The sequence below is a fragment of the Nonomuraea sp. NPDC049309 genome (assembly GCF_043196965.1).
GTDB lineage: Bacteria > Actinomycetota > Actinomycetes > Streptosporangiales > Streptosporangiaceae > Nonomuraea > Nonomuraea fastidiosa.
This window is the reverse complement of the sequence record NZ_JBICSH010000001.1, coordinates 2,779,370-2,805,450: the sequence shown is the minus strand read 5'-3', so window position 1 is coordinate 2,805,450 and position 26,081 is coordinate 2,779,370. Positions and strand designations below refer to the sequence as shown.

The following is a 26,081-nucleotide window of genomic DNA, read 5'->3' as shown; positions in this document are numbered from 1 at the left end:
AATGCACTATGTGACTTCGCCAGACAACCATCGCGCCGGATTCGCCTGCTTCGTGGGGAGGCCGAACGTCGGCAAGTCCACGCTGATGAACGCCCTGGTCGGGCAGAAAGTGGCGATCACCTCGTCCAAGCCGCAGACGACCAGGCGCGTCATCAGGGGCATCGTCCACCGGCCCGACGCGCAGCTCATCATCGTCGACACCCCCGGCCTGCACCGCCCCCGCACGCTGCTGGGCGAGCGGCTCGACAGCCTCGTGCTGTCCACGCTGACCGAGGTCGACGTGATCGGGTTCTGCGTGCCGGCCAACGAGCCCATCGGCAAAGGCGACCGGTTCATCGCCGAGAAGCTCTCGGCCGTGAAGAAGACCCCGGTCGTCGCGGTGGTCACCAAGTGCGACCTGGCGAGCAAGGAGAAGATCGCCGAGCAGCTGCTCGCGGTGTCGCAGGTCGCCGACTTCGCCGACATCGTGCCGGTGTCGGCCGAGGCCGGCGAGCAGCTCGACGTGCTCGGCGACGTGCTGATCAAGCACCTGCCCGAGTCGCCGCCGCTCTACGAGGGCGGGCAGCTCACCGACGAGCCCGAGCAGGTGCTGGTCGGCGAGCTGATCAGGGAGGCGGCGCTGGAGGGCGTGCGCGACGAGCTGCCCCACTCCATCGCCGTCGTCGTCGACGAGATGGTGCCCAGGGAAGGGCGCGACGACCTGCTCGACATCTACGCCCACATGTTCGTCGAGCGGCCCTCACAGAAGGCCATCGTCATCGGGCACAAGGGCGAGCGGCTGCGCGAGGTCGGCACCAAGGCCCGCAAGCAGATCGAGGCGCTGCTCGGCACCCGCGTCTACCTCGACCTGCGCATCAGCGTGGCCAAGGACTGGCAGCGCGACCCCAAGCAGCTGCGGCGGCTCGGCTTTTACGACTGATCCCCGCTCCTGCCGGGCCGGAGGGCCGCGGGGCGGTCAGCGGCGTACCAGGGCCACGACCGACAGCAGCACGGTCGCGACCGCGCAGGCCAGCGCGGCGAACCAGCCCGGCCTGATCACCGGCTCGATCGACAGCAGGTCGCCGAGGTGGATGGAGACGCGGTCGCGCAGGCCGTCGCTGCCCACCACGTACGACACCAGCACGAACACCGCCACCGCGCCCGGCACGATCGCCAGGGCGGCCAGGCGGGGATGGGCGATCAGGCCGGCGACGCCGCAGCCCAGCGCGGCCAGGCCCGCGAGCAGCGTGTAGACGCCGAGCGGGTCGTCGATGCCGCGCACGTCGCTGGCCACTCCGGCGCCGATCAGGCTGCTCGTCGCCTGGATGCCCGCCCACGGCAGGATCGCGCACACCGTGAGCAGCGCTCCGGCCGCCAGCACCGCGATCGCGGGGCCGCGGCCCAGACGGGTATGGGTGGACGCTGGCATGAGGTCGTCGGCCACACGATCAGCGTATGCCGGGGGAGGCCGGCTCACCACCGTACGCAACGGAGTCGTCACCAGGACGTGGTGCCGGCATGGCCTGGCGCTCGCCCCACTCCAGGCGGGCGCGGAGCTGGACGGCGTCGCCGGCCAGCGCCGAGACCAGCGTGCCCGCGGCGGCCAGCGGCAGCACCGCGACCCCCTCGGCCACGGCGGGCGCGGCCGCCCGCCCGGTCAGGAACGTCGTGCCGACACAGCGGGCCCTCCCGTACACCGCCGGCGAGCCGTCCAGTGCCGGGTCGCCGACCGTGAACTCCTGCCTGAGCAGCGGCACGCCGTCGCAGGTGGCGTCGAAGCGGGCGTGGCAGCGGCCCGGCGGCTCGCCGTGGCGGCCGAAGACGATCTCCTCACGCCACAGCACCGTCGCGCCCGGCTCCAGCGTGAGGCGGACGCGCAGGCGGTGATCGCTGCGGGCGGCCAGCACGGTCGGCTCGGGGACGTACCTCAGCGTCGCCCCCGCGCCGACGTGCGCGGTGATCAGCATCATCGACGGGCCGTCGCCGGGCAGCACCAGCGTGGCCGCCACCGACCCCAGCTCCAGCGTCGTGCCTGGGGCCACCCGCAGGTCCAGCCTGAGCCGGTCGCCGCCCAGCGGACCGGCCGCGGTGGAGATCAGGTGCACGGTGCGGGGGCCCGTCTGCCGCAGCGTCAGCGGCGGTGCGGACGCCAGCCGCTCGATGACCGTACGTCCGCCCGCCCCCGCCGCCGTCTCGATGGCCGCCTCGGCTCGCATCCCTCTGCCCGCCGCCCGGGCCCGAACGCCCGGTCCGGGGGAGTGCGCGGCTTCACGGGCAGCGTGCGCCGCCGCGAGGAGCGGGGGGCCCTCACCGTGCGTGGTGTCCTCCCGGGGTGAGGCGGCGTCGCCGGGTTGGGTGGCGGCGCCGGGTGAGGCGGGGGTGCGGAGGGCCGCTCCGACGGTGGTGGGCGGAGGGTTCACGAGACCGGGGTGGCGTGGGAGTGGGACCAGGCGCGGACCTCGTCCCTGACCCAGCCGGCGACCGCTTCGGCCGTCGGGTCCTGGCGGATCGAGGTGAACAGCACGGGCCGCTCCCCGCGTACGGCCGCCGCGTCGCGCGCCATCACGCCGAGGTCGGCGCCCACCATGGGCGCGAGGTCCGTCTTGTTGATGACGAGCAGGTCGGCGGTGGTGACGCCGGGTCCGCCCTTGCGCGGCACCTTGTCGCCGCCCGACACGTCGAGCACGAAGATCTGCCGGTCGGCGAGCCCCCGGCTGAAGGTGGCGGTGAGGTTGTCGCCGCCGCTCTCCACGATGACGAGGTCGAGCGGCCCGAAGCGGTATTCGAGGGTCTCGACGGCGTCGAGGTTGGCGGCGATGTCGTCGCGGATCGCGGTGTGCGGGCAGCAGCCGGTCTCGACGGCGAGGATGCGCTCGTCGTCGAGCACGCCCGCGCGGCGCAGGAAGTCGGCGTCCTCGGTGGTGTAGATGTCGTTGGTCACCACACCCAGCGACAGCGACGGGCCGAGCGCCCGGCACAGGGCGGCGACCAGGGCCGTCTTGCCGCTGCCCACCGGGCCGCCCACGCCGAGGCGCAGCGCGCGGCCGCGGCCGTCGGGCGTGTGGTGGTGGTCGTCGTGGTTGGCTCCCATGTGGGGTCCTTTCCTAGGAGACGAAGAGCCTGACCTCGGCCTGGGCGTGCTGTTCGGCGATGAGGTCGAGGGCGGGTGCGGAGGGCGCGGGCAGCGACTCCCACCCGGCGGCGGGGTCATCGAGCCAGGGGTCGGGATCGGCGGCGGAGTCCGCGGCCTCCCACGCGGGGGAGTGGCAGGCGCGGGAGGCGACGGCGGTCATGTCGGGGGTGAGACCGGCGAGCAGGGCGTGCACGGCCACGGGGTCGAGGCCGAGCAGGCGTACGGCGGCGGTGGCGGGGCCGGTGATCGCGTGGTAGGCGGCCGCCAGCGCCGCCTCCTCGGCACTGGCCCCGGCGGCGAACGCGGCCACGCCGAGCGCGATCGGGTGGTGCGCGCTGGGCACGGCGCGGGCCAGCTCCTCCAGCACGGGGGCCGGCCAGACACGGCGCGCGACCCGCAGCAGCAGCCTGCCCTGGGTGCGGGAGGCGTCGCGCTGTGCGGGTGCTGCGGTCCTCGCGTCCACCTCGGCGTCCAGCTCCGCCCACCGGCGCGCGCCTGGCGCGGCGGCGTGGCTGCGGGCGGCGGCCGACAGCGCGGCGGTGACCGCGCCGGCGGTGTGCAGGCGGCCGCGCAGGAACGCCGCCAGCGACGGCGCGTCGTGCACGGCCCCCGAGGCGACGGCACGCTCGACGCCGCCCGAGTGGGCGTGGCCGCCCGCCGGGAGCCGGGAGTCGGTGAGGAGCAGCAGGGACGCGTTCATCAGAACAGGAAGTAGCGCTGGGCCATGGGCAGGGACGTGGCGGGTGCGGGCTCGATCAGCTCGCCGTCGATGCGGACTTCGAAGGTGTCGGGTGCGACGTCGATCCGGGGGAGCGCGTCGTTGAGCGGCATGGCCTCCTTGCCGCGCCGCCGCACGTCGGCGACCGGCGCGAGCCTGCGCCGGACGGCGAGCCGGTCGGCGAGGCCGGCTTCGAGGGCCGGCGGGGCGACGAAGTGCAGGGACGTGGCGGCGGCGGTGACGGGTGAGGCCCCGAACATGGGGCGGGGCAGCACCGGCTGGGGCGTGGGGATGGAGGCGTTGGCGTCGCCCATCTGCGCCCAGGCGACGACGCCTCCCTTGAGCACGAGGTCGGGCTTGACCCCGAAGAACGCGGGGTCCCACAGGACGAGGTCGGCGAGCTTGCCCTGCTCGACCGAGCCGATCTCGCCGTCGAGGCCGTGGGCGACGGCCGGGCAGATCGTGTATTTGGCGATGTAGCGGCGGGCGCGGAGGTTGTCGGCGGGTCCGTCGCCGAGCCGCCCGCGCCGGGCCTTCATGACGTGGGCGGTCTGCCACGTACGGATGATCGTCTCGCCGATGCGCCCCATGGCCTGCGAGTCGGAGCCGATCATGGAGATGGCCCCGAGGTCGTGCAGCACGTCCTCGGCCGCCATCGTGCTCGGCCTGATGCGCGACTCGGCGAAGGCGAGGTCCTCGGGGATGGCCGGGTTGAGGTGGTGGCAGACCATCAGCATGTCGAGGTGCTCGTCGAGCGTGTTGACGGTGTGCGGCCTGGTCGGGTTGGTGGACGACGGCAGTACGTTGCCGTAGGAGGCGACGCGGATGATGTCGGGCGCGTGCCCGCCGCCCGCCCCTTCGGTGTGGTACGCGTGGATCGTCCGGTCGCCGATGGCCTTGAGCGTCGACTCGACGAAGCCGGCCTCGTTCAGCGTGTCGGTGTGGATCGTGACCTGCACGCCGGAGGCGTCGGCGACGGTCAGGCAGGCGTCGATGGCGGCCGGCGTGGTGCCCCAGTCCTCGTGCAGCTTGAAGCCGGACGCCCCGGCCTTGAGCTGCTCGACCAGGCCCTCGCTGCTGACGGTGTTGCCCTTGCCGAGCAGGGCGAAGTTGAGCGGGTAGGCGTCGAGGGACTCCAGCATGCGGCCGAGGTACCAGGTGCCGGTGACGGTGGTGGCCTTGGTGCCCTCGACGGGCCCGGTGCCGCCCCCGACGATCGTCGTGACACCGGACCCGATGGCCTCGTCGAGGAGCTGCGGGCAGATGAGGTGGACGTGGGAGTCGACGGCTCCGGCGGTGAGGATCTTGCCGTTGCCCGCCAGAACCTCGGTGGACGGGCCGATGACGATGTCGACGCCGTCCATCGTGTCGGGGTTGCCGGCCTTGCCGATGGCGGCGATGCGGCCGTCGCGGATGCCGATGTCGGCCTTGATCACGCCCCAGTGATCGAGGATGACCGCGCCGGTGATGACCAGGTCGGCGGCTCCCTCGGCGCGGGTGGTCCTGGCCTGGCCCATGGACTCGCGGATGACCTTGCCGCCGCCGAAGACGGCCTCGTCGCCGGCGCCCGCGGCGCCCATGGACAGGTCCTCGGTCACTTCGATGAACAGGTCGGTGTCGGCCAGCCGGACGCGGTCGCCGGTGGTGGGTCCGTACAGTGCGGCGTAGCGCTCGCGGGAGATCTCAGCCATCGAGCGGCCCCGCCCATTCCGGCCGCAGCCCGGGGACGACGCGCCGCCCGGCCAGCGGTACCAGGGTGACGTCGCGCTCGACGCCGGGCTCGAACCTGACGGCGGTGCCCGCGGGCACGTCGAGCCGCATGCCCCTGGCCGCCCGCCGGTCGAAGTCGAGCCCCGGGTTGGCGGCGGCGAAGTGGTAGTGGGAGCCCACCTGGATGGGCCGGTCGGCGGTGTTGACCACGCGGACCGTCACGCGCTCCCGCCCGGGGTTGAGCGGGATGGCCCCCTCGGGGTGGACGTACTCGCCGGGGATCACGGGATCGGCCTGTGGACGGTGACGAGCTTGGTGCCGTCGGGGAACGTGGCCTCGATCTGCACGCTCTCCAGCATCTCCGGCACGCCCTCCATGACGTCGGCCCGGCTGAGCACCGACCGTCCGGCCTCCATCAGCTCGGCGACGCTGCGCCCGTCCCGGGCGCCTTCCATGAGGAAAGAGGCGATGATGGCGGTAGCCTCGGGGTGGTTGAGCCGCAGGCCCCTGGCCTGCCGCTCGCGCGCCACCCCGGCGGCGACGTGGATGAGCAGCCGCTCCTGCTCGTGTGAGGTAAGCCGCATGGCCGGACCATAGGAACCGGCCGTTTCCGCCCTGTTGCCGGTCGATGTCGTGTTGGTTTCACGCACTGACGAGCCCCGATATAACGCGTTTTGTGCGTTTGTGAACGTTCGGCAATCGCCAATTAACAATCGAGAACTCAAGGCGAAATGTCGCGGAGTCACCTTTCTCGCAGTACCGGTAGGCAGGAAGGAACGGCTGTGCGCATCCCCCGCCCGATCGCCCGTGTGCTCGTCTCCGCGCTCCTCGTTTTACCACTCGCGTCCTGCGGATCGGACTCCGAGCCCGCGGCCTCCTCCGATGAGATCAAGGTCGGCATCCTGCACTCGCTGAGCGGCACCATGGCGATCAGCGAGGTCACCGTACGCGACGCCGAACTGCTCGCCATCGAGGAGATCAACAAGGCGGGAGGCGTGCTCGGCAAGCAGCTCGTCCCCATCGTGGAGGACGGCGCGTCCGACTGGCCCACCTTCGCCGAGAAGGCGACGAAGCTCATCAGGCAGGACAAGGTGGCGACCGTGTTCGGCGGGTGGACCTCGGCGAGCAGGAAGGCGATGCTGCCGGTCTTCGAGCGGTACAAGGCGCTGCTGTGGTACCCGGTGCAGTACGAGGGCCTGGAGAGCTCGCCGTACATCTTCTACACCGGCGCGACCACCAACCAGCAGATCATCCCCGGCCTCGACTACCTGAAGGAGCAGGGCAAGAAGAAGCTGTTCCTGGTGGGCAGCGACTACGTCTTCCCCCGCACCGCCAACAAGATCATCAAGGCGTACGCGTCCGCGAACGGCATGGAGATCCTCGGCGAGGAGTACACCCCGCTCGGCCACACCGAATACTCCACCCTCGTCAACAAGGTCGTCCAGGCCAAGCCCGACGCGGTGTTCAACACCCTCAACGGCGACAGCAACGTGGCCTTCTTCAAGCAGCTCAAGAGCGCGGGCGTGACCGCCGACGCCATGCCGGTGCTGTCGGTGAGCGTCGCCGAGGAGGAGGTCACCGGCATCGGCGTGGACAACATCGCCGGCCACCCCGTGGCCTGGAACTACTACCAGACCACCGACACCCCCGAGAACGAGGCGTTCGTCAAGGCGTACAAGGCCAAGTACGGGCAGAACAAGGTCACCTCCGACCCGATGGAGGCCGGATACAACGCCGTCTACCTGTGGGCCGAGGCCGTCAAGAAGGCCGGCACGACCGAGGTGGAGGCGGTCAAGAAGGCCGCGGCCGGCATCTCGCTCGACCGTCCGGAAGGCAAGGTCACCATCGACGGCGAGACCCAGCACATGTACAAGACCGCCCGCATCGGCATCATCCAGCCGGACGGCCTGATCAAGGAGGTGTGGGACTCGGGCGAACCGATCAAGCCCGACCCGTACCTCAAGGGCTACCCGTGGGCGGGCGGCCTGTCGGCGGGCCAGTGATGTCGGCCTTCGTCAACCAGCTCCCGATCGGGCTGTCGATCGGGGCGGTGCTGCTGCTCATCGCGCTCGGCCTGACCTTCACGTTCGGGCAGATGGGCGTGATCAACATGGCGCACGGCGAGTTCATCATGGCCGGTGCCTACACCGCGTTCCTCGTCGGGGACCTGCTGCTCGCGCTGCCGGCCGCGTTCCTCGTGGCCGGGGTGATGGGGCTGATCCTGGAGCGGGCCGCGATCCGCCACTTCTACGGCAGGCCGCTGGACACGCTGCTGCTCACCTGGGGTGTCAGCCTGGTGCTGCAGCAGCTCGCCCGCGACCTGTTCGGCGCGCCCAACGTGCAGGTGCCCGCGCCGTCCTGGCTGTCGGGCGGCGTCGGCATCCTGCCCTACAACCGGCTGTTCATCATGGCGCTCGCCGTGGCCGGCGTGGTCGCGGTCTGGCTCTACCTGACGCGCACCGGGCTCGGCCGGCGGACACAGGCCGTGGTGCAGAACCGGCAGCTCGCCGCCACCAGCGGCATCGACACCGGCCGGGTGGACATGCTGACGTTCTTCATCGGCTCGGGCCTGGCCGGGATCGCCGGGGTGGCGCTCACGCTGATCGGGCCGGTCGGGCCGGCGCTCGGCACGTACTACATCGTCGACGCCTTCCTCGTCGTCGTGGCCGGCGGGCTCGGCCAGCTCAGGGGCGCCGTGCTCGCCGCCATCGGGCTCGGGCTGCTCAACTCCTACGCCGAGTTCTGGTCGGACGCCTCCCTCGCCAAGGTCATCGTGTTCGCCGTCGTCATCGCGTTCCTCCAGATCAGGCCGCAAGGGCTGTTCGTGCTCAGGTCGAGGGTGCTGACGTGATCAAGCGCAACCTTCCGTTCGCCGCCGTCGCGGTCGTCGCGCTCGTCGCCGCGCCGCTGCTGCTGGAGCCGTTCCGGCTCGGGCTGCTCGCCAAGTACCTGTGCTACGCGATCGTCGCGCTCGGCATCGGGCTCGCCTGGGGGCAGGGCGGCATGCTCACCCTCGGGCAGGGCGTCTTCTTCGGGCTCGGCGGCTACTCCATGGCGATGTACCTCAAGCTCACCGAGGCGGGGCCGGGCGGGCTGCCCGACTTCATGGTCTGGAGCGGGGTGGAGGAGCTGCCCGCGCTGTGGGTGCCGTTCGCCAACCCGGTCTTCGCACTGGGCATGGCGATACTCGCGCCGGTCGCGCTCGCGGTGCTGCTCGGCACGCTGGTCTTCCGGCAGCGGGTGCGCGGTGCGTACTTCGCGATCCTCACCCAGGCGCTGGCCGCCGCCCTGGTCATCCTGCTCGTCGGGCAGCAGGGCCTGACCGGCGGCACCAACGGCATGACGAACTTCTTCGAGCTGTTCGGCCAGGACCTCGCCGAGGACTCCACCCAGCGCGGGCTCTACCTGGTCGTCGCGGGCGTGCTCGGCGTGCTCTACCTGGCCACCAGGCAGCTCGTGAACAGCCGGTACGGCTGGCTGCTCGTCGCCGTGCGCGACGGCGAGGACAGGGTCCGCTTCCTCGGCTACGACCCGGCCCTGGTCAAAACCGTCACCTTCGCCATCTCGGCGGGCATGGCGGGGCTCGCGGGCGCGCTGTTCGTCCCCGTCGTCGGCATCATCTCGCCCGCCCTGCTCGGCGTCGTGCCCTCGCTCGAACTGGTCGTCGCGGTGGCCGTCGGCGGCCGGCACGCGCTCGCCGGAGCGGTGCTCGGCGCGGTCGTCATGGGCTACGCCAAGACCGCCTTCAGCGAGCAGTTCGCCGACGGCTGGCTCTACCTGCAGGGAGCGCTGTTCATCCTGGTCATGACGCTGGCCCCGAAAGGCATCGTGGGCCTGGCAGGGAGGCTGCGACGTGCTCGAACTACGTGACGTCCAGGTCGTGTTCGACGGATTCCGCGCGCTCGACGGCGTGAACCTGACCGTGCCCGAGGGCGAGCTGCGCTTCCTCATCGGGCCGAACGGGGCGGGCAAGACCACGCTCATCGACGTGATCACCGGCCTGACGAAGCCCGCGGCCGGCACCGTGCGCTTCGACGGCCACGACCTCGTCGGCAAGAAGGAGCACCAGATCGTCCGCATGGGCGTCGGCCGCACGTTCCAGACGTCGGTGGTGTTCGAGGCGCTCACCGTGCTGGAGAACCTCGACCTCGCCGCCACCTTCCGCAAGCCGCTGTGGTCGCTGGCGAGAAAGCGCTCGGGCGTCTCGGAGGCCGTCGAGGAGGCGCTGGCCAGGACGGGTCTCGAAGAGCTCGCCGGACGTTCGGCGGGAGTTCTCTCGCACGGCCAGCGCCAGTGGCTGGAGATCGGCATGCTGCTGGCGCAGCGGCCCCGGCTGCTGCTCCTGGACGAGCCGGTCGCTGGCATGTCCAAGGACGAACGCGAACGCACCGGCGAGCTGCTCACGCAGATCGCCGACGACCACACGGTGATCGTGGTCGAGCACGACATGGAGTTCCTGCGGCGGCACGCCTCGACGGTGACCGTGCTGCACGAGGGCAAGGTGCTCGTGGAGGGATCGGTCGAGCAGGTCAGCGGCGACCCCCGCGTGCAGGAGGTCTACCTGGGGAGGAGGACCGGCGATGCTGTCGGTAACCGGCCTTGAGTCGGGCTACGGGCGGGCGCGGGTGCTGTTCGGGGTCTCGGTCGAGGTCGGTCCCGGCGAGCTCGTGTGCGTCATGGGACGCAACGGCGTGGGCAAGACCACGCTGCTCAACACCGTCATGGGGGTGCTGCCCGCGACCGCGGGCACGGTGACGTTCGACGGCCGCGACGTCACCAGGCTCAAGCCGCACGAGCGGGTACGCCTCGGCATGGGCTACGTCCCCCAGGGCCACCAGTGCTTCCCGCAGCTGTCGGTGCTGGGGAACCTGCTGGTCACCGTCGAGGCCGCGGGGCGGCCGCGGTCGGCCGTGGACGAGGCGCTCGACCTCTTCCCCGCGCTGCGGCCGCTGCTCAAGCGCAGCGCCGGGCACTTGTCGGGCGGCCAGCAGCAGCAGCTCGCCATGGCCCGCGCGCTGGTGACCGGGCCGCGCATGCTCATCCTCGACGAGCCGACCGAGGGCATCCAGCCGTCGATCATCCTGGAGATCGAGGCGGCCATCGAGCGGCTGCACGCGTCGGGGCTGGCCGTGCTGCTGGTCGAGCAGTACCTGGACATCGCGCTGCGGCTGGCCGACCGGTTCGTGATCCTCGACGGAGGGCACGTCGTGCGCACCGGGACGGCCGAGGAGCTGCACAGGGAGGACGTGCAGCGGCTGCTCGCCGTCTGAGCCGCATCCAGCGAGCCGCGTCCCGGCCGGAAGAAAGGACGCGCGGCGGCTGCTCACCCGCTCGGCCGCCTTCCGGCGCCCCGACCGGCGCTCAGTGGCGTGCGGCCCCGGCCAGCAGGGCGCGGGCGTTGGCGGCGCCCCGCTGGTCGCCGGTCTCCTCGAACACCGCGAGCGCCGCGCCGGCCAGCTCGGCGGCCCGCTCGGCCGCGCCCTCCGCCCGGTTCACCCGGGCCAGCGCCAGCAGGGCGTGCGCGTCGAGCAGCCGGTCCTTGAGCCGTACGGCGATGCCCCTGGCCTGCTCGGCGGCGGCCCGCGCGGCGGGCTTGGCAGCCTGCGCGAGGCGCACGGCGGACAGGTCGATCAGCGTGTCGGCCTGCCGGTGCCGGTCGCCCAGCCTGGCCAGCCCCTCGACGGCGGCCAGCAGGTGCCCGGCGGCCTCGTCGAGACGGCCCGCACGGCGCAGCACCTCCCCGAGCACCCGGTCGGCGTCGGCCTCGTCGCGCAGGCCGGTGGCGGCCGCCCGGCACTGCCGCAGTTCCTGCTCGGCCGCCTCCAGCCGGCCCAGCTCCAGGTGGACGCGGCCCAGACGGAGCCGTACCCGGTTCGCATCGCGGGCCAGGCCGTGCCGCAGGCACGACGCCAGGGCCGGGCGCAGCGCCTCCTCCGCGCCGTCCCACCGCCGCTCGGCCAGGTGCAGATCGCCCAGGTCGAGCAGGATGAGCGCCGCGCCGCGCTCGTCGCCCGCCCGCCGGGCCGAGGCCAGCGCGGGGGCGGTCACCGCCCGCCAGTCGTCCAGGAACCGGTGCCGCTCCAGGAACGGCGCCAGCAGGTGGGCGAGCCGCCAGCACTCGTCGTCGACGCCCGCCGCGTGCAGGTCGGCGACCAGGCTGACGAGGAAGCCGCGCTCGGCCGCCAGCCACTCCACCGACTCCCTGATGTCGCGCGTCGCCACCACCGTGCCGGGCTCGTCCGACACCAGCGAGAACCGCGCCGCCTGCACCCGCGCCAGCACCACCGAGGCCACCTTCGCCGGCACGCCGGGCATCGGCTGCTCGCGGGCGAACAGCCGGGTCAGATCGTGCATCCGGTAGCGGACCTGGCCCGCGACGTCCACCCCGCACGTCTCCAGGAGCCCCGCGTCCACCAGCGCCTCCGCCTGCCCGCCGAGCAGGTCGGTCACCCAGTCGGCGACGTCGGGCGCGGACAGCGCGCCGAGCCCGCGCAGCGTCAGCCTGGCCGGCTCGGGCAGGCCGTCGAAGCCGATCGCGAGCACGCTGCGCACGGTCTGGTCGCCCGCGTGCAGCCGGTCGAGCCGCTCCCGCTCGTCCTCGAGCAGCCGCACCAGGTAGCCGACCGTCCACTCGGGGCGGGCCGCGAGCCGGGACGCGGCGATGCGCAGCGCCAGCGGCAGCCCGCCGCACAGCCGCGCCAGCCGCAGCCACGCCTCGCCGTCGCCGGGCCCGGCGCCGCCGAGGTCCGCGCCCGCGTCCCGGCCGGAACCGGTGACCAGCAGCTCCAGCGCCTCCTTCTCGTCCAGCACGCCCACCGACAGCCGCCGCGCCTCGGTCAGGCCGCCGAGCGGGGAACGGCTGGTCACGATCGTCGGGCAGGCCGACAGCAGCGGCCGCACCTGCGCCTCGCCGGCCGCGTTGTCGAGCAGCACCAGCAGCGACCGGTTCGCCGCGTACGTGCGGAACAGCCGCACCCGCTGCTCCAGCGTGGCCGGGATGGCCTGCGCCGGGCAGCCCAGCCAGCGCAGGAAGTCCTCGAGCACGGCGGCGGGGGCCGTGGTCTCGCGCAGATCGGCGTACAGGATGCCGTCGGGGAAGTCCGCGCGCCGCCGCCAGGCCGCGTGCACGGCCAGCGCCGACTTGCCCGCGCCCGCCTGCCCGTGCACCACCACCAGCCCGCCGACCACCCGGTCGAGCAGGCCGGCGCGCCCGACGAAATCGCTCACGTCGGGCGGCAGCAGCACCGGCGGGCCGGCCGAGACGTGCAGGGACGCGTCGTCGTGCAGCATGCGGTGGTAAAGCAGCTGCAGCTCGGGGTCGGGTTCGATGGCGTGGCCGCCGTCGAGCTGGTCGCGCAGCACCGCGTACGCCGCCAGCGCCTCCACCCGGCGCCCGCTGCGATAGAGGGCGAGCATGTACTGGCCGCGGAAGCGCTGCCAGGTCGGATGCCGCTTGACGAGCTGCTTCAGCTCGGCCAGCAGCTCGCGGTGACGCCCGGCGTCGAGGTCGGCCTGCACCCTGCGCTCCAGCGCGAGCAGCCGCAGCTCCTCGAGCTCCTCGCGCAGCCGCCGCGTCTCGGCCCACCGCGTGCCCTCGGGATCGACGTCCTCCAGCACCTCGCCGCGCCACAGCGCCAGCGCCTCCTCGTTGGCGCCCCGATCGACCAGCAGCCGGAACCTGTCGACGTCGAGCAGGCCGTCGCCCAGCACGAGCGCGTACGAGCCGGACACGGTGGTGATCACGTCCTTGCCGAGCAGCCTGCGCAGCTCGCCGACGTAGCCGCGGACCAGCGAGTCGGAGCGGTCACCGCCCTCACTCGCCCATAACAGCCTGCGCAGCCGCTCGACCGTCAGCGGGCGGCCCGCGTGCAGCAGGAACAAGGCGAGCAGGTCGCGGTGCTTGGGCACCGTCGGGGTGCGGTCGCGGCCCTCGGCGTCGAGCACCGCGAGCGGCCCCATGATCCGGAACTCCATGCGCCACTCCACGGCCGGCGTCACGCGACCCAGGCGCCGGCCATGCGGACGATCTCCTCGAGATGCCCGCTGTGCGCGCCGCGCCAGTAGACCTGGCCGCACGACTCGCAGCGGCCGTAGACGTCGTAGGAGCGCCGGGTGCCCGCCTCCAGATCCCGCGCCACCTCGTCCTTCGGCACCGGAGCCAGCACGCCGTTGCAGGCGGTGCAGCGCGTCCACGGGCGCAGTGGCGGCGCGAAGCGCTCCAGCAGGTCGCGGAGCTGGTCGGACGGGGCCGAGCCGCGGACGTACGCGCCCAGCCACAGCGCGCGGCGGCGCAGCAGGCCGCGGTCCTGGGTGAGCAGCACCCGCCGCTCCTCGTTGGCCTGCACCACCAGCTCGGGGTCGTCCATGTCGTTGTGGTACGCGGCGTCGATGCCGAGCAGCCGCAGCCGCCGCGCCAGCGTGCCCAGGTGCACATCGAGCAGGAACCGCGGCTCTCCGGGCAGCGGCTGCGGGCGCGGCACCGGGCGCACCTCCACGACGTCGCCGGGCGCGAGCAGGTGGGACGGCGGCACCTGCCGGCCGTCCGCGAGCATCGGCCCCACCTCGGTCAGCGGCACTCCCAGCGACTCGACGTGGTGTCCGAGCGTGGCGGTGCCGTCGGGGGTGACCTCCTGCCACTCCCGCCGGCGATGGGCGGGCAGGAACATCTGCAGCTCTGGGGTGATGCGCAGGCGTGCGGTCGTCACCCGTCCATTCTCCGCCACCGGATAGCGTGAAATCATGCCCGTTTCCCGTCGTTCGTTCCTCGGCCTCGCCCTGCTGCCCATGGGCGTCGCCGCGGGGTGCTCGGGAGGCGGATCGCAGCCGCCGGAGTTGCGGCTGGCCACGGGGCTCGCCGGCGGTCCCTACGGCGCGCTCGGCGACCGGCTCGCCGAGGAGCTGCGGCGCGAGGGGCAGCCCGTACGCGTGCTGCGCACCGCGGCCAGCGTCGAGAACCTCACCATGATGACCGACGGGCGGGCCGATGTCGGGTTCGCGCTGGCCGACAGCGCCGACGACGCCGTCCGCGTACGCCACAGGCCCGTCTCCGCGCTGGCCAGGGTGTACATGAACTACGTGCACCTCGTCGTCGCCAAGGACTCCGCGATCACCTCGCTCGGGGGGCTGGCCGGGCGGCCGGTGTCCATCGGGCTCAACGGGTCGGGCACCGCCGTCACCGCCGCCCGGGTGCTGTCGGTCGCCGGGCTGAAGCGCGCGCCCGAGGTCTCCCGGTTGGGGCTCGAACCCTCCATCGAGGCGCTGCGCGCGGGGCGCATCGACGCGTTCTTCTGGTCGGGCGGGGTGCCGACGCCCGCCCTGGAGGCGCTGCCCGACATCCGGCTGGTGCCGCTCGAACCGCTGGTGCCGGAGCTGCGGCGGCGCTACGGCCCGGTGTACGAGCACGCGTCCGTCCCGGCGGGCGCGTACGGAGGCGTCAAGGCGGTGCCGACCGTGGGCACCCCCAGCTACCTGATGTGCCGGAACTCGCTGCCCGGCGACACCGCTTATCTGATCACGGAGACGCTGTTCGCGGCCCGCGACCGGCTCCAGGCGCCGTCCGCGCCCGGCGGGCGGCTGGACAGGCGCTACGCCATCGGCACCGGCGTCGTGAGCCTGCACCCGGGCGCGGCCCGCTACTACCGCTCCGTGTACGGCTGAAACTCCTGGTGGGGGAGCGCTGAGGCCGCTACGGCCCGGGGAGGCGGAGCTCGACGATCAGGCCGTGCGGGGCGGCCGGCAGCAGGCGCAGCGTGGCCCCGCACGCCCTGGCCAGCTCGGCCGCGATGGCCAGCCCCAGGCCGCTGCCGGGCACGTTCCCGTGCGAGCTGGAGCGCCAGAAGCGTCCCAGCGCCTCCTCCCGCTCCTCGTCGCTCAGCCCCGGGCCGTCGTCGGCGACTCGCAGCACCCTGCCGGACAGGGAGACGGTGACCGTGCCGCCCGCGGGCACGAACTTCTGGGCGTTGTCGAGCGCGATGTCGGCGATCCTGGCCGCCGCCTCCGGCACCACCGCCCCGTCGGGGATCTCGGTCAGCAGCGTCAGGTCCTTCGCCGCGTACACCTCGCGCCACGTTCCCATCCGCGGCGCCAGCTCGACATCCTTGCCGCCGGTTCCCGCGCCCGCCTCGACCCTGGCCAGCGCCAGCAGGTCCTCCACCAGCAGCGCCAGCCGGTCGAGCTCCGCCATCGCCTCCTCGTACTCGGCCGTGCCCTCGCGGCGCAGATGCGGCTCCAGGTTCTCCAGCCGCAGCCCGAGCACCGTGAGCGGGGTGCGCAGCTCGTGTGAGGCGTCGGCCACGAACGCCCGCTGCCGCTCCATCGCGGCGGAGACCGCGTCGGCCATCGCGTTGAACCGCTCCTCAAGCCGCCGCAGCTCGGAGGGCCCGCCGCCGGGATGGGCCCGCGCGTCCAGCCGTCCCTGGGCGATCGCCTGCGTGGTGCGGTCGAGCTCGGTGACCGGCCGCAGGATCCAGCGGGCCAGCCGCCTGGCCGCGAACACCGCGTACGCCAGCGAGACCAGCGTGCCGAGCGCCAGCGCGCCCCACACCAGCGACACGTCCCTGCGGGCCCGGCCGGCCGGCGCCTGGAGCAGCACCACGCCCGACAGCTGCGCGTCGCGCCCCGCCGGCTCGGCCAGGAGCACCGTGTCAGGGCTGAACGGGGTGATCGTCGGCAGCTCCTCCGTCGTGCGTCCCGACAGCGCCAGGCGCAGCGCGTCGCCGTCGTCGGCGGTGAAGTCGCCCGCCGTCAGCAGGATCGCGCCCTCCCTGTCGCGGATGCGCACGGCCGCGTCGTACAGGGAGGCATAGCGGTCCACCTCAGAGATCAGGCCCGTGTAGTCGTCCTCGCGGGCCGCCTGGTCGGCCAGCTCGGCGAAGCGGGTGGCGTCGGCGCGGCGGTCCAGCAGCAGCCGGTTCGTACGGTGCGAGGCGTAGGCCAGGCCGAGCGGCACCGCAAGCGCCGCCACCAGGAACACGATCAGCGTCGTGAACGTGCCGACCAGCCGGGCGTTCACGACGTCGAGCCCAGCCGGTAACCCGTCCCGCGCAGCGTCTCCACCAGGCCGGGCCGGCCCGTCTTCGCGCGCAGGTTGGCCACGTGGACATCCAGCGAGCGCGACGCCGACAGCAGCGGGTCGCCCCAGATCTCGTCCAGGATCTCCTCACGGCCGCGTACCACGCCGGGCTCGCGCGCCAGCATCGCCAGCAGGTCGAACTCGCGCCGCGTCAGCGTCACCGGCTCGCCCGCCACCGTGACCTGCCTGGCCTCCAGGTCGATGCGCACGTCGCCCACCTGGACCACCTGGTCGCGCGGCGGGCGCGGGCGCGTGCCCCGCCGCACCACCGCCTCCATGCGGGCCATCAGCTCCGTCGTACGGAACGGCTTGACCAGGTAGTCGTCGGCCCCCGAGCGCAGGCCGCGCAGCACCTCGCGCTCCTCCGTACGGGCCGTCACCACGATCAGCGGCACCGCCGAGACCCGCCGCAGCCTGCGCAGCACGTCCAGCCCGTCCATGTCGGGCAGCCCCAGGTCGAGCAGCACGAAATCGACGCCCCCCGCCAGGCGGAGGGCGTCGACGGCCAGCGCCGCCCTGATGACCTGATGGCCGTGCCGGGCGAGCGCCGTGGTGAGGGCGGAGGCGAGCCGATCGTCGTCCTCAACCAGGAGAACCCGCATGTGGCCAGGTTAGACGCGGGCGGGCACCGTTTCCGCCGTCGCCTCGGCCCGGGACAGCGCCGAGTCCTTCGTCTCGCGCATGAACAGGTAGACGACGAGCGACACCGCCGCGCAGCCGGAGACGTACCAGTAGAAGCCGGACTCGATGCCGCTGTTCTTGAACCACAGCGCCACGTACTCGGCGGTGCCGCCGAACAGGGCGTTCGCGATGGCGTACGGCAGCGCGACGCCCAGCGCCCGCACGTGCGTCGGGAACAGCTCGGCCTTCACCACCGCATTGATCGAGGTGTAGCCGGTCACGATGATCAGGCCGATCAGCGACAGCACCAGCGCGCCGCCGAACCCGCTCACCTGGCCGAGCGCCGTCATCAGCGGCACCGTCCCGATCATCGAGCCGAAGCCGAACGTGATCAGCAGCGGCTTGCGTCCGATCCGGTCCGACAGCGACCCGGCGACCGGCTGCAGGCACATGAAGATGAACAGCGCGCAGAAGCTCACCAGCGTCGCCGTCTCCTTCGGCAGGCCCGCCGTGTTCGACAGGTACTTGGTGAGATACGTCGTGTAGGTGTAGTACGCGACCGTGCCGCCCATCGTCAGCGCGATGACCAGCAGCGCCTCCTTCTTGTGCGCCAGGAGCTGGGCGATCGTGCCCCGGCGGGCGGGCGCCGCCTCGCGCTGCTCCTCGTCGTACGCCTCCGTCTCCAGCAGGTTGCGCCGCAGGTAGAACACCACCGCGGCGGCCACGGCGCCCACCACGAACGGGATGCGCCAGCCGTAGGAGTCGAGCGCCTCCTTCGACATCGTGTTCTGCAGGATGATCTGCAGGCCGAGGCCGACGAGCTGGCCCGCGGTCATCGACACGTACTGGAAGCTCGACGCCATGCCGCGCCGGCCCTGCGGGGTGGCCTCCGTCAGGTACGTGGCGCTGGCCGCGTACTCGCCGCCCACCGACAGGCCCTGCAGCAGCCGCGCCACCACCAGCACCAGCGCGCCGAAGTAGCCGACCGAGTCGTACGTGGGCGCGACGGCGATCAGCAGCGCGCTCGCCGACATCAGCGTGACGGTGAGCGTGAGCGCCGCCTTGCGGCCCTTCCTGTCGGCGTAACGGCCGAGCAGCCAGCCGCCGAGCGGGCGCATGAAGAATCCGACGGCGAAGATGGCGGCGGTGTTGAGCAGCTTGGCGGTGTTGTCGCCCTCGGGGAAGAAGGAGGCGGCGAAGTAGACCGCGAAGCTGCTGTAGACGAACCAGTCGTACCACTCGACGAGATTGCCGACGGATCCGCCGACCACGGCCTTCCACGGCACGCGTGCCTTGCTCACGTAGAACCTCCTGGCGGGCTCTGGGGGGAGTAGATGCTGGCCAGAGCCTCGCGTCAGAAGGTTGTTCGGACAAGACGCGGGCCGTCAGATCTAACGTGCGCTTAACATGACTTCTTACCTGGGATTAACCCGGCCGCAACGCCGCCGTGGTGCCCGCGTCAGCGCAGCGGCGGGTTCGCGTTCTTCGCCATCTCCAGCCCCAGCACGTCCCACCACTGGCCGGCGGGCGGCGACACCACGCCGCGCTCGGGGTCCTTCTCGCCGTCCGTGCCGCGCCTGCACCGGCCGCCCGACACGCCCGGCCTGGCGATCCACAGGTAGGCGTCCACCAGCTCCTCGCCCGTCTCCGTGGTCGGCCGCGGGCCCACGCCCCTGCCCGGCGGGTTGCACCACACCTGCGGGTCCTTGTAGTGCTTGTCCGGCACCCAGGCGCCCTGGCCGTTCCTGCTGGTGTCCACCACGAAGTGCGGCAGGCCGGCCACGTCCACCTCGGCGTCCTTCGGGCAGCCGGAGCCGCCCTTCCGCAGCCGCGCGCCGATGCAGGCCGACAGCTCCTTGCCGTACTCGACGGTCTTGTCCGTGGCGTGGAAGCCGGTGACGTTGAGGAAGAATCCGTCGGCCTTGTCGATGCCCGCCTCGATCAGCCGCCCGGCCATCACCTCCGTGCCGGGCCAGTAGACCTGGCTGCCGTCCAGGTAGACGGCCGTGCTGGGATTGGACTTGAGCGCGGTCACGGCGTCGCGCAGCGCGCGGTAACGCTCCTCGGGGGAGCCGCCGGGGTCGCAGCCCTTGCTGCCGGGGACGCGCGCCAGGCTGTCCGGCTCCAGGATCACCACGGCCTTCGCCGGGCCGATCGTCTTGGCGATGCCCTCGATCCACTGGCGGTAGCGGTCCATCTCGCCCGCGCCCGCCTTCTTGCAGCCGCCGCCCGGCAGGTTGCTCACCAGGAACACCGGGACCGCGCCCGCCTGCGCGGCCGCCGCGATGGACTCCTCGACCTTCGGCCTGACCTCCGGCTGGGCGAGACGGATCGCGTGGGGGACCGCCGCCAGCAGCTCCATCAGCTTGGCGTCCTCGGGGCGGTCCTCGGCCCAGCGCTCGGCCTGGTCGCGGGCGCCCGGCTCCTGCGGCGAGTAGAAGCCGACGGAGCCGGCGGCGCGTAACGGGTTGCCGGGTTCTGCGCTCGTGGTGTCGCTCGTCGCGGCTGCACTCGTGGCTGTACTCGTGGCCGTGTTCGTGGCTGTATTGGTGGCCGTGTTCGCGGCGCTGGACGTCGCGGTGCCCGTGCCGGGGCTCCCCGTGGCCGTCGCCGCGCCCGGTGTCGTGCCGGTCTGCGCCCGGCCGTCGTCGCCGCTCAGCCCCCGCACCACGAGCGTCGTGGCGAGCGCGGCCACCGCCACGGCCACGGCGGAGCCCGCCGCCACCCACCTCCGCCGCCCCGCGGGCGCGGTGACCTCCCCGCCGCCGGTGGGAGGTCCCCCGGCAGGACCCGGATACGGCCCGCCACCGTGCGGCCCGTCATTCTGCGGCCCGTCATTCTGCGGCCCGCCGCTCTGAGGTCTGCCACTCTGCGGCCCGCCGCTCTGTGGCCCGTCACCCTGTGGTCCGCCCATACCGTCCGGTCCCGTCATGGGCGACGTGTCAGCCGCACCCTGCGGACCGGACGCGGCGACGGGCGGGTTCGGTCCGTCGCTAGCGCGGTGCGGAGAGCTGTCAACGCCGTCGCGGCCGGGGACGGCGATCGCGCCGCCGGAGGCGTCCGCGCTCAGGCGGTCCAGGAGGTCCTGGGCGGTGGGCCGGTGCGTGGGGTTCTTGGACAAGGCGGCGACGACCAGCTCGCGCAGCGGGCCGGAGAGCCCCGGCAGCTCCGGCTGCTCGTTCATGATCCGCACCAGCACGTCCGGCACCGGGCCCGTGCCGAACGGCGGGACACCGCTCGCGGCGAAGGCGACCGTGGAGCCCCAGGAGAAGATGTCCGACGCGGGACCGACGGCGACGCCCGACACCTGCTCGGGCGACATGTACGACGGCGTCCCCACGATGACGCTGCTCACCTCGGCGTCCATGAGCTGCGCGATGCCGAAGTCGATCACCTTGGGGCCGACCTGCGACAGCAGCACGTTCGACGGCTTGAGATCGCGGTGCACGACCCCGGCCCCGTGGATGGCGCGCAGGGCCATCGCCATCGCGGCGGCGAGCCCGTCGAGCGTGGACCCCTTGAGCGGCCCCGACTGCTTCACGGCCGCGCCCAGGCTGGGGCCTTCGACGTATTCGGTGACGAGATACGCCACCTCGCCGCTGACGTCGGCGTCGAGCACGGGCGCGGTGCAGAACCTGGCCACCCGCTTGGCCGCCGCCACCTCGCGGGCGAACCTGCGCCGGAAGTCGGCCTGCGCGTCCATCCTGGCGTGGATGACCTTGACCGCGACCCGGACACCGTCGGGGCCCTGGCCGAGGTAGACGACCCCCATGCCGCCCTCGCCGAGCCGGCCCGTCAGGGTGTACGGCCCCACCTGCCGCGGATCTCCGCTTCGCAGCGACTCCAAGGTCATAATGCGTCAGACTAGCCCCGGCACGACGGCCGGGGCCATGCCCTTCGCGATCTTCGTGGTCGTCTCAGAGCGTCAGCCGCCACTGGTTCCACTGGTCGAACAGCGTGAACCCCATCGCCTCGTTGATGGCCAGCATGTGGGCGTTGGAGGTGGCGTTCCAGGTGATGATGCGGTCGATGTGCGGCTCCTGCTCGTGCAGCCAGAGCAGGTTGGCGATCTTCATCAGCAGCCCGAGGCGATGGCCGCGGTGCTCGCGCACCACGGTGGTGTCGGCCTGGTGGCCCCAGCCGCTGTCGCGGGCCTCGTCGAGCAGGATGTGAGTGTAGCCGGCGGGCGCGCCGTCGGAGGTGCGGCGGGCGACCGTGGTGTAGCAGGTGCGGCCGGTCAGCGCGAGAGCCTGCTCCCGCTCGCGCACGCGTTCGACGGTGTGGACCTCTTCTTCGGTGTCCGGGTCGTGCGGCGCGTCGTTCATGCCGTTCATCACCAGCGCCAGATCCGGCAGCAGCTCCTGCCTGGCCGGGCCGATCCACTGCTCAAGGTGATAGCCGGGCGCCTCAGGGCGCATGCCGCGCAGCGCATCCCAGTCGGCGGTGCGCAGGTCGAGCGTGCTGCGGGCCTCCGTGAGCGTCACCGCCATCCCCTTCGAGGCGGCGAAGCGGGCGCCCACGCCGCCCGCGGGCGTCTCCGTCAGCAGCAGCGTCCTGCCCTCTGCGCGCAGCCGGTCCACCGCGTGCTCGAAGAGCGCGGTGCCGATGCCGCGGCGCTGCAGCTCAGGGCGTACGGCGAACGCGAAGATCCACCCGACGTGCTGGTTGTCCTCCTCGTACAGCTCCAGCGCGTAGCCCCCGGCCACCTTGCCGTCCTCTCGCACCACCACCGGCTCGGTGTGCGCTCCCGCACCGCCGCTCCTGATGAGGTGGGAGAAACGGGCGAAGGACGGCAGGGGGCCGCGGTCGTCGCCGCTCGCCGCGGTGGCCGCCGTGAACGCCTCGTGCAGGCCCTCGATGGAGTCGCCAGGCCGGCCGAGGTCGATCGGCTCTATATGCATGGCACCCATCAGAACGCACGGCGCGGCCCCGTGGCGAGCGAATTTACTGCCGGTAGTTCTCGACCTCGCTGGCCGGCCTGGCGGTCGCGCCGTCCGGGTCCTCGCCCGCGCCGCGCCTGGCCCGGCGCTGCCTGAGCAGGTCCCAGCACTGGTCGAGAGCCGTCTCCAGCTCCTTGATGCGCGCCTGCTCCTCGTCGGTGGTCACCTGGCCCGACCTGAGCTTGTCGCGCAGCGCGTGCTCCTCGTCGACCAGGTCGCTGATCCTGCTGAGAATCTCGTCGTCCCGCATGCCCAGAACTCTAGCCAGTACGTGATACAACACGCCCTATGTCAGGCATTGCGCTGGTAAGGAAGCCCGGTCCCCGGATCGCCGAGGGCATCGTCACCCACCTCGAACGCTCGCCGGTCGATCCCGAACGGGCCGCCGCCCAGCACGACGCCTACGTCGCCGCGCTCGCCGACGCGGGATGGCGGCCGGTGTACGCGCCGCGCGCCGACGACCTGCCCGACGCGCCGTTCGTGGAGGACGCGCTGGTGGTGGCGGACCGGCTCGCGGTGCTGACCCGGCCAGGGGCCGAGCAGCGCCGGCCCGAGGTGGAGTCGGTGGCCGAGGTGGTGCGCGGGCTCGGTCTGCGTTCCGTCCGCATCGAGCCGCCCGCCACGCTCGACGGCGGCGACGTGCTCCAGGCCGGCTCCACCGTGTACGTCGGCAGGTCGGGGCGGACGAACGACGAGGGCATCGCGCAGCTCGCGGCCCTGCTGCCGGAGCGGAAGGTCGTCCCCGTCGAGCTCAGGGGCGTGCTGCACCTGAAGTCGGCGGTGACCGCGCTGCCCGGCGGCACGCTCATCGGCGACCCGCGCCACGTGGACCTGCCGGGCCTGCTGGTGCCGGAGGAGGAGGCGGGTGCGCATGTGGTGCCGCTGGGCGGGGACCGGGTGCTGCTGGCCGCCTCCGCGCCGAAGACAGGGACGATGCTCGAGCAGCGAGGCTATATCGTGACAAAGGTGGACATTTCGGAATTCGAGCGGTTGGAAGGCTGTGTGACCTGCCTCAGCGTGCTCATCCCCGGCTGACGTTCTCACATCGTGAGAACCTGCACGGCTCACGGTGAGACGTCTGGTAGCGTGCATGTCATGCTGCGTGGGCTGCTTCTTAGCTGCCGCGGCGGGGGCCTGTAAGGCCGGCTCCCTCGCCGCGGAGCCAGTCGTGCGCGTCGGCCGCTTCCCTTTCCGAGACCGACGAGGAGCCCCGACATCATGACCGCTCAGCAGCCGAGCCGTATGCCCATCCATCGGTACCAGCCGTTCGAGCCCATCCGGCTGCCCGATCGCACCTGGCCCGACAAGGTCATCACCAAGGCGCCCCGGTGGTGCGCGGTCGACCTGCGTGACGGCAACCAGGCGCTGATCGACCCGATGGACTCCCACCGCAAGCTCCAGATGTTCGAGCTGCTGGTACGCATGGGCTACAAGGAGATCGAGGCCGGCTTCCCCGCCGCGTCGCAGACCGACTTCGACTTCATCCGCAAGATCATCGAAGAGGACCGCATCCCCGACGATGTGATCATCCAGGTGCTGACGCAGGCCCGGCCCGAGCTGATCGAGCGCACCTTCGAGTCGCTCGAAGGCGCCAAGCAGGCCATCGTCCACCTGTACAACTCGACCTCCACCCTCCAGCGCCGCGTCGTCTTCGGCCTGGACAAGGAGGGCATCACCGCCATCGCCGTCGAGGGCGCCAAGCTGGTGAAGAAGCTCGCCGACGCCAGCGACGTCGACATCCGCTTCCAGTACTCGCCCGAGTCGTTCACCGGCACCGAGCTCGAATACGCCGTCGAGGTGTGCGACGCCGTCAACGAGGTGTGGCAGCCCACCCCCGACCGCAAGGTCATCATCAACCTGCCCGCCACCGTCGAGATGGCCACCCCCAACGTCTACGCCGACCAGATCGAGTGGATGCACCGCCACCTCAAGTACCGCGACTCGATCGTGCTGTCGCTGCACCCGCACAACGACCGCGGCACCGCCGTCGCCGCCGCCGAGCTGGGCTACATGGCGGGCGCCGACCGCATCGAGGGCTGCCTGTTCGGCAACGGCGAGCGCACCGGCAACGTCTGCCTGGTCACCCTCGGCATGAACCTGTTCTCCCAGGGCATCGACCCCGAGATCGACTTCAGCGACATCGACGAGATCCGCCGCGTCACCGAATACTGCAACCAGCTGCCCGTGCACCCGCGCCACCCCTGGGGCGGCGAGCTCGTCTACACCGCCTTCTCCGGCTCCCACCAGGACGCCATCAAGAAGGGCTTCGAACACCTCGAACGCGACGCCGCCGAGGTCGGCGTGCCCGTCGACCAGTTCCGCTGGGCGGTGCCGTACCTGCCGATCGACCCCAAGGACATCGGCCGCACGTACGAGGCCGTCATCCGGGTCAACAGCCAGTCCGGCAAGGGCGGGGTCGCGTACATCATGAAGACCGACCACCAGCTCGACCTGCCACGGCGGCTGCAGATCGAGTTCTCCAAGGTCGTGCAGGCCCGCACCGACAGCGAGGGCGGCGAGATCAGCCCGGCCGAGATGTTCGAGATCTTCCGGGACGAGTACCTGCCCAACCCGGCCAACCGCTGGGGCAGGCTCTCGCTCATGGCCCACCGCCACCAGTCGGCGGTGGACGACAAGGACCGCATCAGCGCCGACGTGCGCCTCGACGGAGAGATCCGCGAGATCGAAGGCACCGGCAACGGCCCCATCTCCGCCTTCATCGACGCCCTCGCCGGCGTGGGCATCCAGGTCCGCGTCCTCGACTACGTCGAGCACGCCATGACGTCGGGCAGCGACGCCAAGGCGGCCTCGTACCTGGAGTGCGAGGTGAACGGCCGTGTCCTGTGGGGCGTCGGCATCGACCATAACGTCACCACCGCCTCGCTCAAGGCCATCATCTCCGCCGTCAACCGCGCCTACCGCTGACCGAGGTCTGCGCGCAGCGCCCGAGCCCTCCGCTTCGTGGGGGCGCTCGGGCGCTGCTGCGTTTGCAGCGCCGAGGGAGGGGCGGCGGGGGAGCGTTGTAAGTCCGCGTCCCGTGTCGTGCCGCGTGCTCGCGTTGCGTGTCGTGCCGTGTGTCCGGGTTCCGGGTCCGTGTCAGGCGACACGTGGCGAGTCGCACGAATGCGGCGGGTCGCGGCCCACGACCTACGCCGCGTACGGCGCCCATGCGCGGCAACTGCGCGAAGTGTGCAGCGCGGCACGCGACCCTGACAGCGCACGGGGCGCGACAGCGGCGCCGAACCCGGCACCGGGGCCGGACGACAGCGCGACGTCAGTACGCGGAGTTCCAAGAGAGCGGGTGCGGCACCGGTGCGCGGTGGAGCGGGCGGAGGCTGCGAGCAGTCCGCGCGCCGGTGCCGCGGAACGCGACAGCGACGCGAAGGGACACCGGCCTGCCGCGCGAAGGGAACCCGGGCGCTCCGAGCACGGGACACAGACGCGACCACTCGACACGGCACGGGACGTGGACCCGCAACGCGGGACGCGGCATGACACGCAACGTGGACCCGAAACCCGAACACGGCACGACACGCAACGTGGACCCGAAACCCGAACACGGCACGACACACACAACGCGGACCCGAAACCCGAACACGCGACACGACACTCGTCGCATGTCGCGTAGCTGGTCCCGTGTCGTGTGGCTGGTCGCGTGTCGTGTGGCTGGTCGCGTGTCGTGTGGCTGGTCCCGTGTCGTGTGGCTGGTCCCGTGTCGTGTAGCTGGTCGCGTGTCGCGTAACTGATCGCGTGTCGGGTGACTCGTCGTGTGCCCCCGTCGCCCGCCAGGTGCCGCTGGGGTGGCCGTCCATCGGCTTCCTCTCATCGCCCCTCACTCCCGTGCCGCCGGCGTCCTTCGCGCTGTAAGTCGTCGGGCTGCGCGTCGTCCGGGTGGTGTGGTGGGTGGGC

At 72.3% G+C, this 26,081-nt stretch carries 24 protein-coding genes; 9 read left to right on the top strand and 15 right to left on the bottom strand.

All coding sequences use genetic code 11. The annotated features are described in order from the left end of the window. Positions 1-10 precede the first annotated feature (10 nt). On the top strand, positions 11-919 hold the full coding sequence (gene era, locus ACGFIM_RS12420; protein WP_393198880.1) for a GTPase Era: 909 nt from the start codon (positions 11-13) through the stop codon (positions 917-919). A gap of 36 nt (positions 920-955) precedes the next feature. Here the strand turns inward: era and ACGFIM_RS12415 are convergent, their stop codons facing one another. From ACGFIM_RS12415 to ACGFIM_RS12385, 7 genes are all read right to left on the bottom strand, one after another. Next, entirely contained in the window at positions 956-1,423 is a 468-nt protein-coding gene (locus ACGFIM_RS12415; protein ID WP_393198877.1) for a hypothetical protein, read from the bottom strand. 4 nt (positions 1,424-1,427) lie between these two features. After that, on the bottom strand, positions 1,428-2,195 hold the full coding sequence (locus ACGFIM_RS12410) for an urease accessory protein UreD (RefSeq protein ID WP_393198874.1): 768 nt from the start codon (positions 2,193-2,195) through the stop codon (positions 1,428-1,430). 200 nt (positions 2,196-2,395) lie between these two features. Then, positions 2,396-3,070 carry an urease accessory protein UreG gene (gene ureG / locus ACGFIM_RS12405; RefSeq protein WP_393198871.1) on the bottom strand — a complete coding sequence of 225 codons (675 nt, stop codon included), beginning with the start codon at positions 3,068-3,070 and terminating at the stop codon, positions 2,396-2,398. 13 nt (positions 3,071-3,083) lie between these two features. Further along, on the bottom strand, positions 3,084-3,812 hold the full coding sequence (locus tag ACGFIM_RS12400; RefSeq protein ID WP_393198868.1) for an urease accessory protein UreF: 729 nt from the start codon (positions 3,810-3,812) through the stop codon (positions 3,084-3,086). Beyond that, positions 3,812-5,521, bottom strand: coding sequence for an urease subunit alpha (locus tag ACGFIM_RS12395; RefSeq protein WP_393198865.1), 1,710 nt, complete (start codon positions 5,519-5,521; stop codon positions 3,812-3,814). Before ACGFIM_RS12395 ends, ACGFIM_RS12400 begins: the two co-directional genes overlap by 1 nt. Next, positions 5,514-5,825: an urease subunit beta gene (locus ACGFIM_RS12390; protein ID WP_393198862.1), complete on the bottom strand. Its 312-nt coding sequence runs from the start codon at positions 5,823-5,825 to the stop codon at positions 5,514-5,516. Before ACGFIM_RS12390 ends, ACGFIM_RS12395 begins: the two co-directional genes overlap by 8 nt. Further along, entirely contained in the window at positions 5,822-6,124 is a 303-nt protein-coding gene (locus ACGFIM_RS12385; protein ID WP_393198859.1) for an urease subunit gamma, read from the bottom strand. The genes ACGFIM_RS12390 and ACGFIM_RS12385 overlap by 4 nt, the downstream gene beginning before the upstream one ends. A 198-nt stretch (positions 6,125-6,322) precedes the next feature. Here ACGFIM_RS12385 and urtA point away from each other — a divergent pair, with 198 nt between their 5' ends. From urtA to urtE, 5 genes are read left to right on the top strand one after another with little or no spacing between them, the layout of a single operon-like run. Then, positions 6,323-7,543 (top strand): urea ABC transporter substrate-binding protein, encoded by a 1,221-nt coding sequence (urtA, locus tag ACGFIM_RS12380; protein WP_393198856.1) that lies wholly within the window; start codon positions 6,323-6,325, stop codon positions 7,541-7,543. Further along, a complete protein-coding gene (urtB, locus tag ACGFIM_RS12375; protein ID WP_393198853.1) occupies positions 7,543-8,391 on the top strand; it encodes an urea ABC transporter permease subunit UrtB in 849 nt (282 codons plus the stop codon). Before urtA ends, urtB begins: the two co-directional genes overlap by 1 nt. After that, positions 8,388-9,410, top strand: a complete 1,023-nt coding sequence (urtC, locus tag ACGFIM_RS12370) for an urea ABC transporter permease subunit UrtC (RefSeq protein ID WP_393198850.1) — start codon at positions 8,388-8,390, stop codon at positions 9,408-9,410. Before urtB ends, urtC begins: the two co-directional genes overlap by 4 nt. Beyond that, a complete protein-coding gene (gene urtD, locus ACGFIM_RS12365) occupies positions 9,394-10,143 on the top strand; it encodes an urea ABC transporter ATP-binding protein UrtD (RefSeq protein WP_393198847.1) in 750 nt (249 codons plus the stop codon). Before urtC ends, urtD begins: the two co-directional genes overlap by 17 nt. Continuing rightward, a complete protein-coding gene (urtE, locus tag ACGFIM_RS12360; protein ID WP_393198844.1) occupies positions 10,121-10,810 on the top strand; it encodes an urea ABC transporter ATP-binding subunit UrtE in 690 nt (229 codons plus the stop codon). The genes urtD and urtE overlap by 23 nt, the downstream gene beginning before the upstream one ends. Positions 10,811-10,901: 91 nt before the next feature. On the opposite strand, the gene ACGFIM_RS12355 is transcribed toward urtE, so the two are convergent. Further along, on the bottom strand, positions 10,902-13,514 hold the full coding sequence (locus tag ACGFIM_RS12355; RefSeq protein ID WP_393198841.1) for a BTAD domain-containing putative transcriptional regulator: 2,613 nt from the start codon (positions 13,512-13,514) through the stop codon (positions 10,902-10,904). A 20-nt stretch (positions 13,515-13,534) separates the two neighbouring features. Beyond that, positions 13,535-14,281, bottom strand: a complete 747-nt coding sequence (locus ACGFIM_RS12350) for a Mut7-C RNAse domain-containing protein (protein ID WP_393198838.1) — start codon at positions 14,279-14,281, stop codon at positions 13,535-13,537. On the opposite strand from ACGFIM_RS12350, the gene ACGFIM_RS12345 reads away from it, so the two are divergent. After that, a complete protein-coding gene (locus ACGFIM_RS12345) occupies positions 14,280-15,197 on the top strand; it encodes a TAXI family TRAP transporter solute-binding subunit (protein ID WP_393198835.1) in 918 nt (305 codons plus the stop codon). The two genes, ACGFIM_RS12350 and ACGFIM_RS12345, sit on opposite strands and share 2 nt — an antisense overlap. 28 nt (positions 15,198-15,225) lie before the next feature. Here the strand turns inward: ACGFIM_RS12345 and ACGFIM_RS12340 are convergent, their stop codons facing one another. The 6 genes from ACGFIM_RS12340 to ACGFIM_RS12315 form a co-directional block, all read right to left on the bottom strand. Further along, positions 15,226-16,551 carry a sensor histidine kinase gene (locus ACGFIM_RS12340; RefSeq protein ID WP_393198832.1) on the bottom strand — a complete coding sequence of 442 codons (1,326 nt, stop codon included), beginning with the start codon at positions 16,549-16,551 and terminating at the stop codon, positions 15,226-15,228. Then, positions 16,548-17,213 (bottom strand): response regulator transcription factor, encoded by a 666-nt coding sequence (locus ACGFIM_RS12335; RefSeq protein WP_393198830.1) that lies wholly within the window; start codon positions 17,211-17,213, stop codon positions 16,548-16,550. The genes ACGFIM_RS12340 and ACGFIM_RS12335 overlap by 4 nt, the downstream gene beginning before the upstream one ends. 9 nt (positions 17,214-17,222) lie before the next feature. After that, a complete protein-coding gene (locus ACGFIM_RS12330) occupies positions 17,223-18,533 on the bottom strand; it encodes an MFS transporter (RefSeq protein ID WP_393198827.1) in 1,311 nt (436 codons plus the stop codon). 158 nt (positions 18,534-18,691) lie between these two features. Then, complete coding sequence (locus ACGFIM_RS12325; protein ID WP_393198824.1) at positions 18,692-21,085, bottom strand: glycoside hydrolase family 6 protein; 2,394 nt, start codon at positions 21,083-21,085, stop codon at positions 18,692-18,694. 64 nt (positions 21,086-21,149) lie between these two features. Then, on the bottom strand, positions 21,150-22,133 hold the full coding sequence (locus ACGFIM_RS12320; protein ID WP_393198822.1) for a GNAT family N-acetyltransferase: 984 nt from the start codon (positions 22,131-22,133) through the stop codon (positions 21,150-21,152). Between the two features lie 43 nt (positions 22,134-22,176). Then, positions 22,177-22,422: a DUF2630 family protein gene (locus ACGFIM_RS12315; RefSeq protein ID WP_393198819.1), complete on the bottom strand. Its 246-nt coding sequence runs from the start codon at positions 22,420-22,422 to the stop codon at positions 22,177-22,179. Between the two features lie 38 nt (positions 22,423-22,460). Here ACGFIM_RS12315 and ddaH point away from each other — a divergent pair, with 38 nt between their 5' ends. Then, the gene (gene ddaH / locus ACGFIM_RS12310; RefSeq protein WP_393198816.1) at positions 22,461-23,207 is read left to right on the top strand and encodes a dimethylargininase; all 747 of its coding nucleotides are present in this window, start codon (positions 22,461-22,463) and stop codon (positions 23,205-23,207) included. 183 nt (positions 23,208-23,390) lie between these two features. After that, positions 23,391-25,097, top strand: coding sequence for a 2-isopropylmalate synthase (gene leuA, locus ACGFIM_RS12305; RefSeq protein ID WP_393198813.1), 1,707 nt, complete (start codon positions 23,391-23,393; stop codon positions 25,095-25,097). Positions 25,098-26,081: the final 984 nt, after the last annotated feature.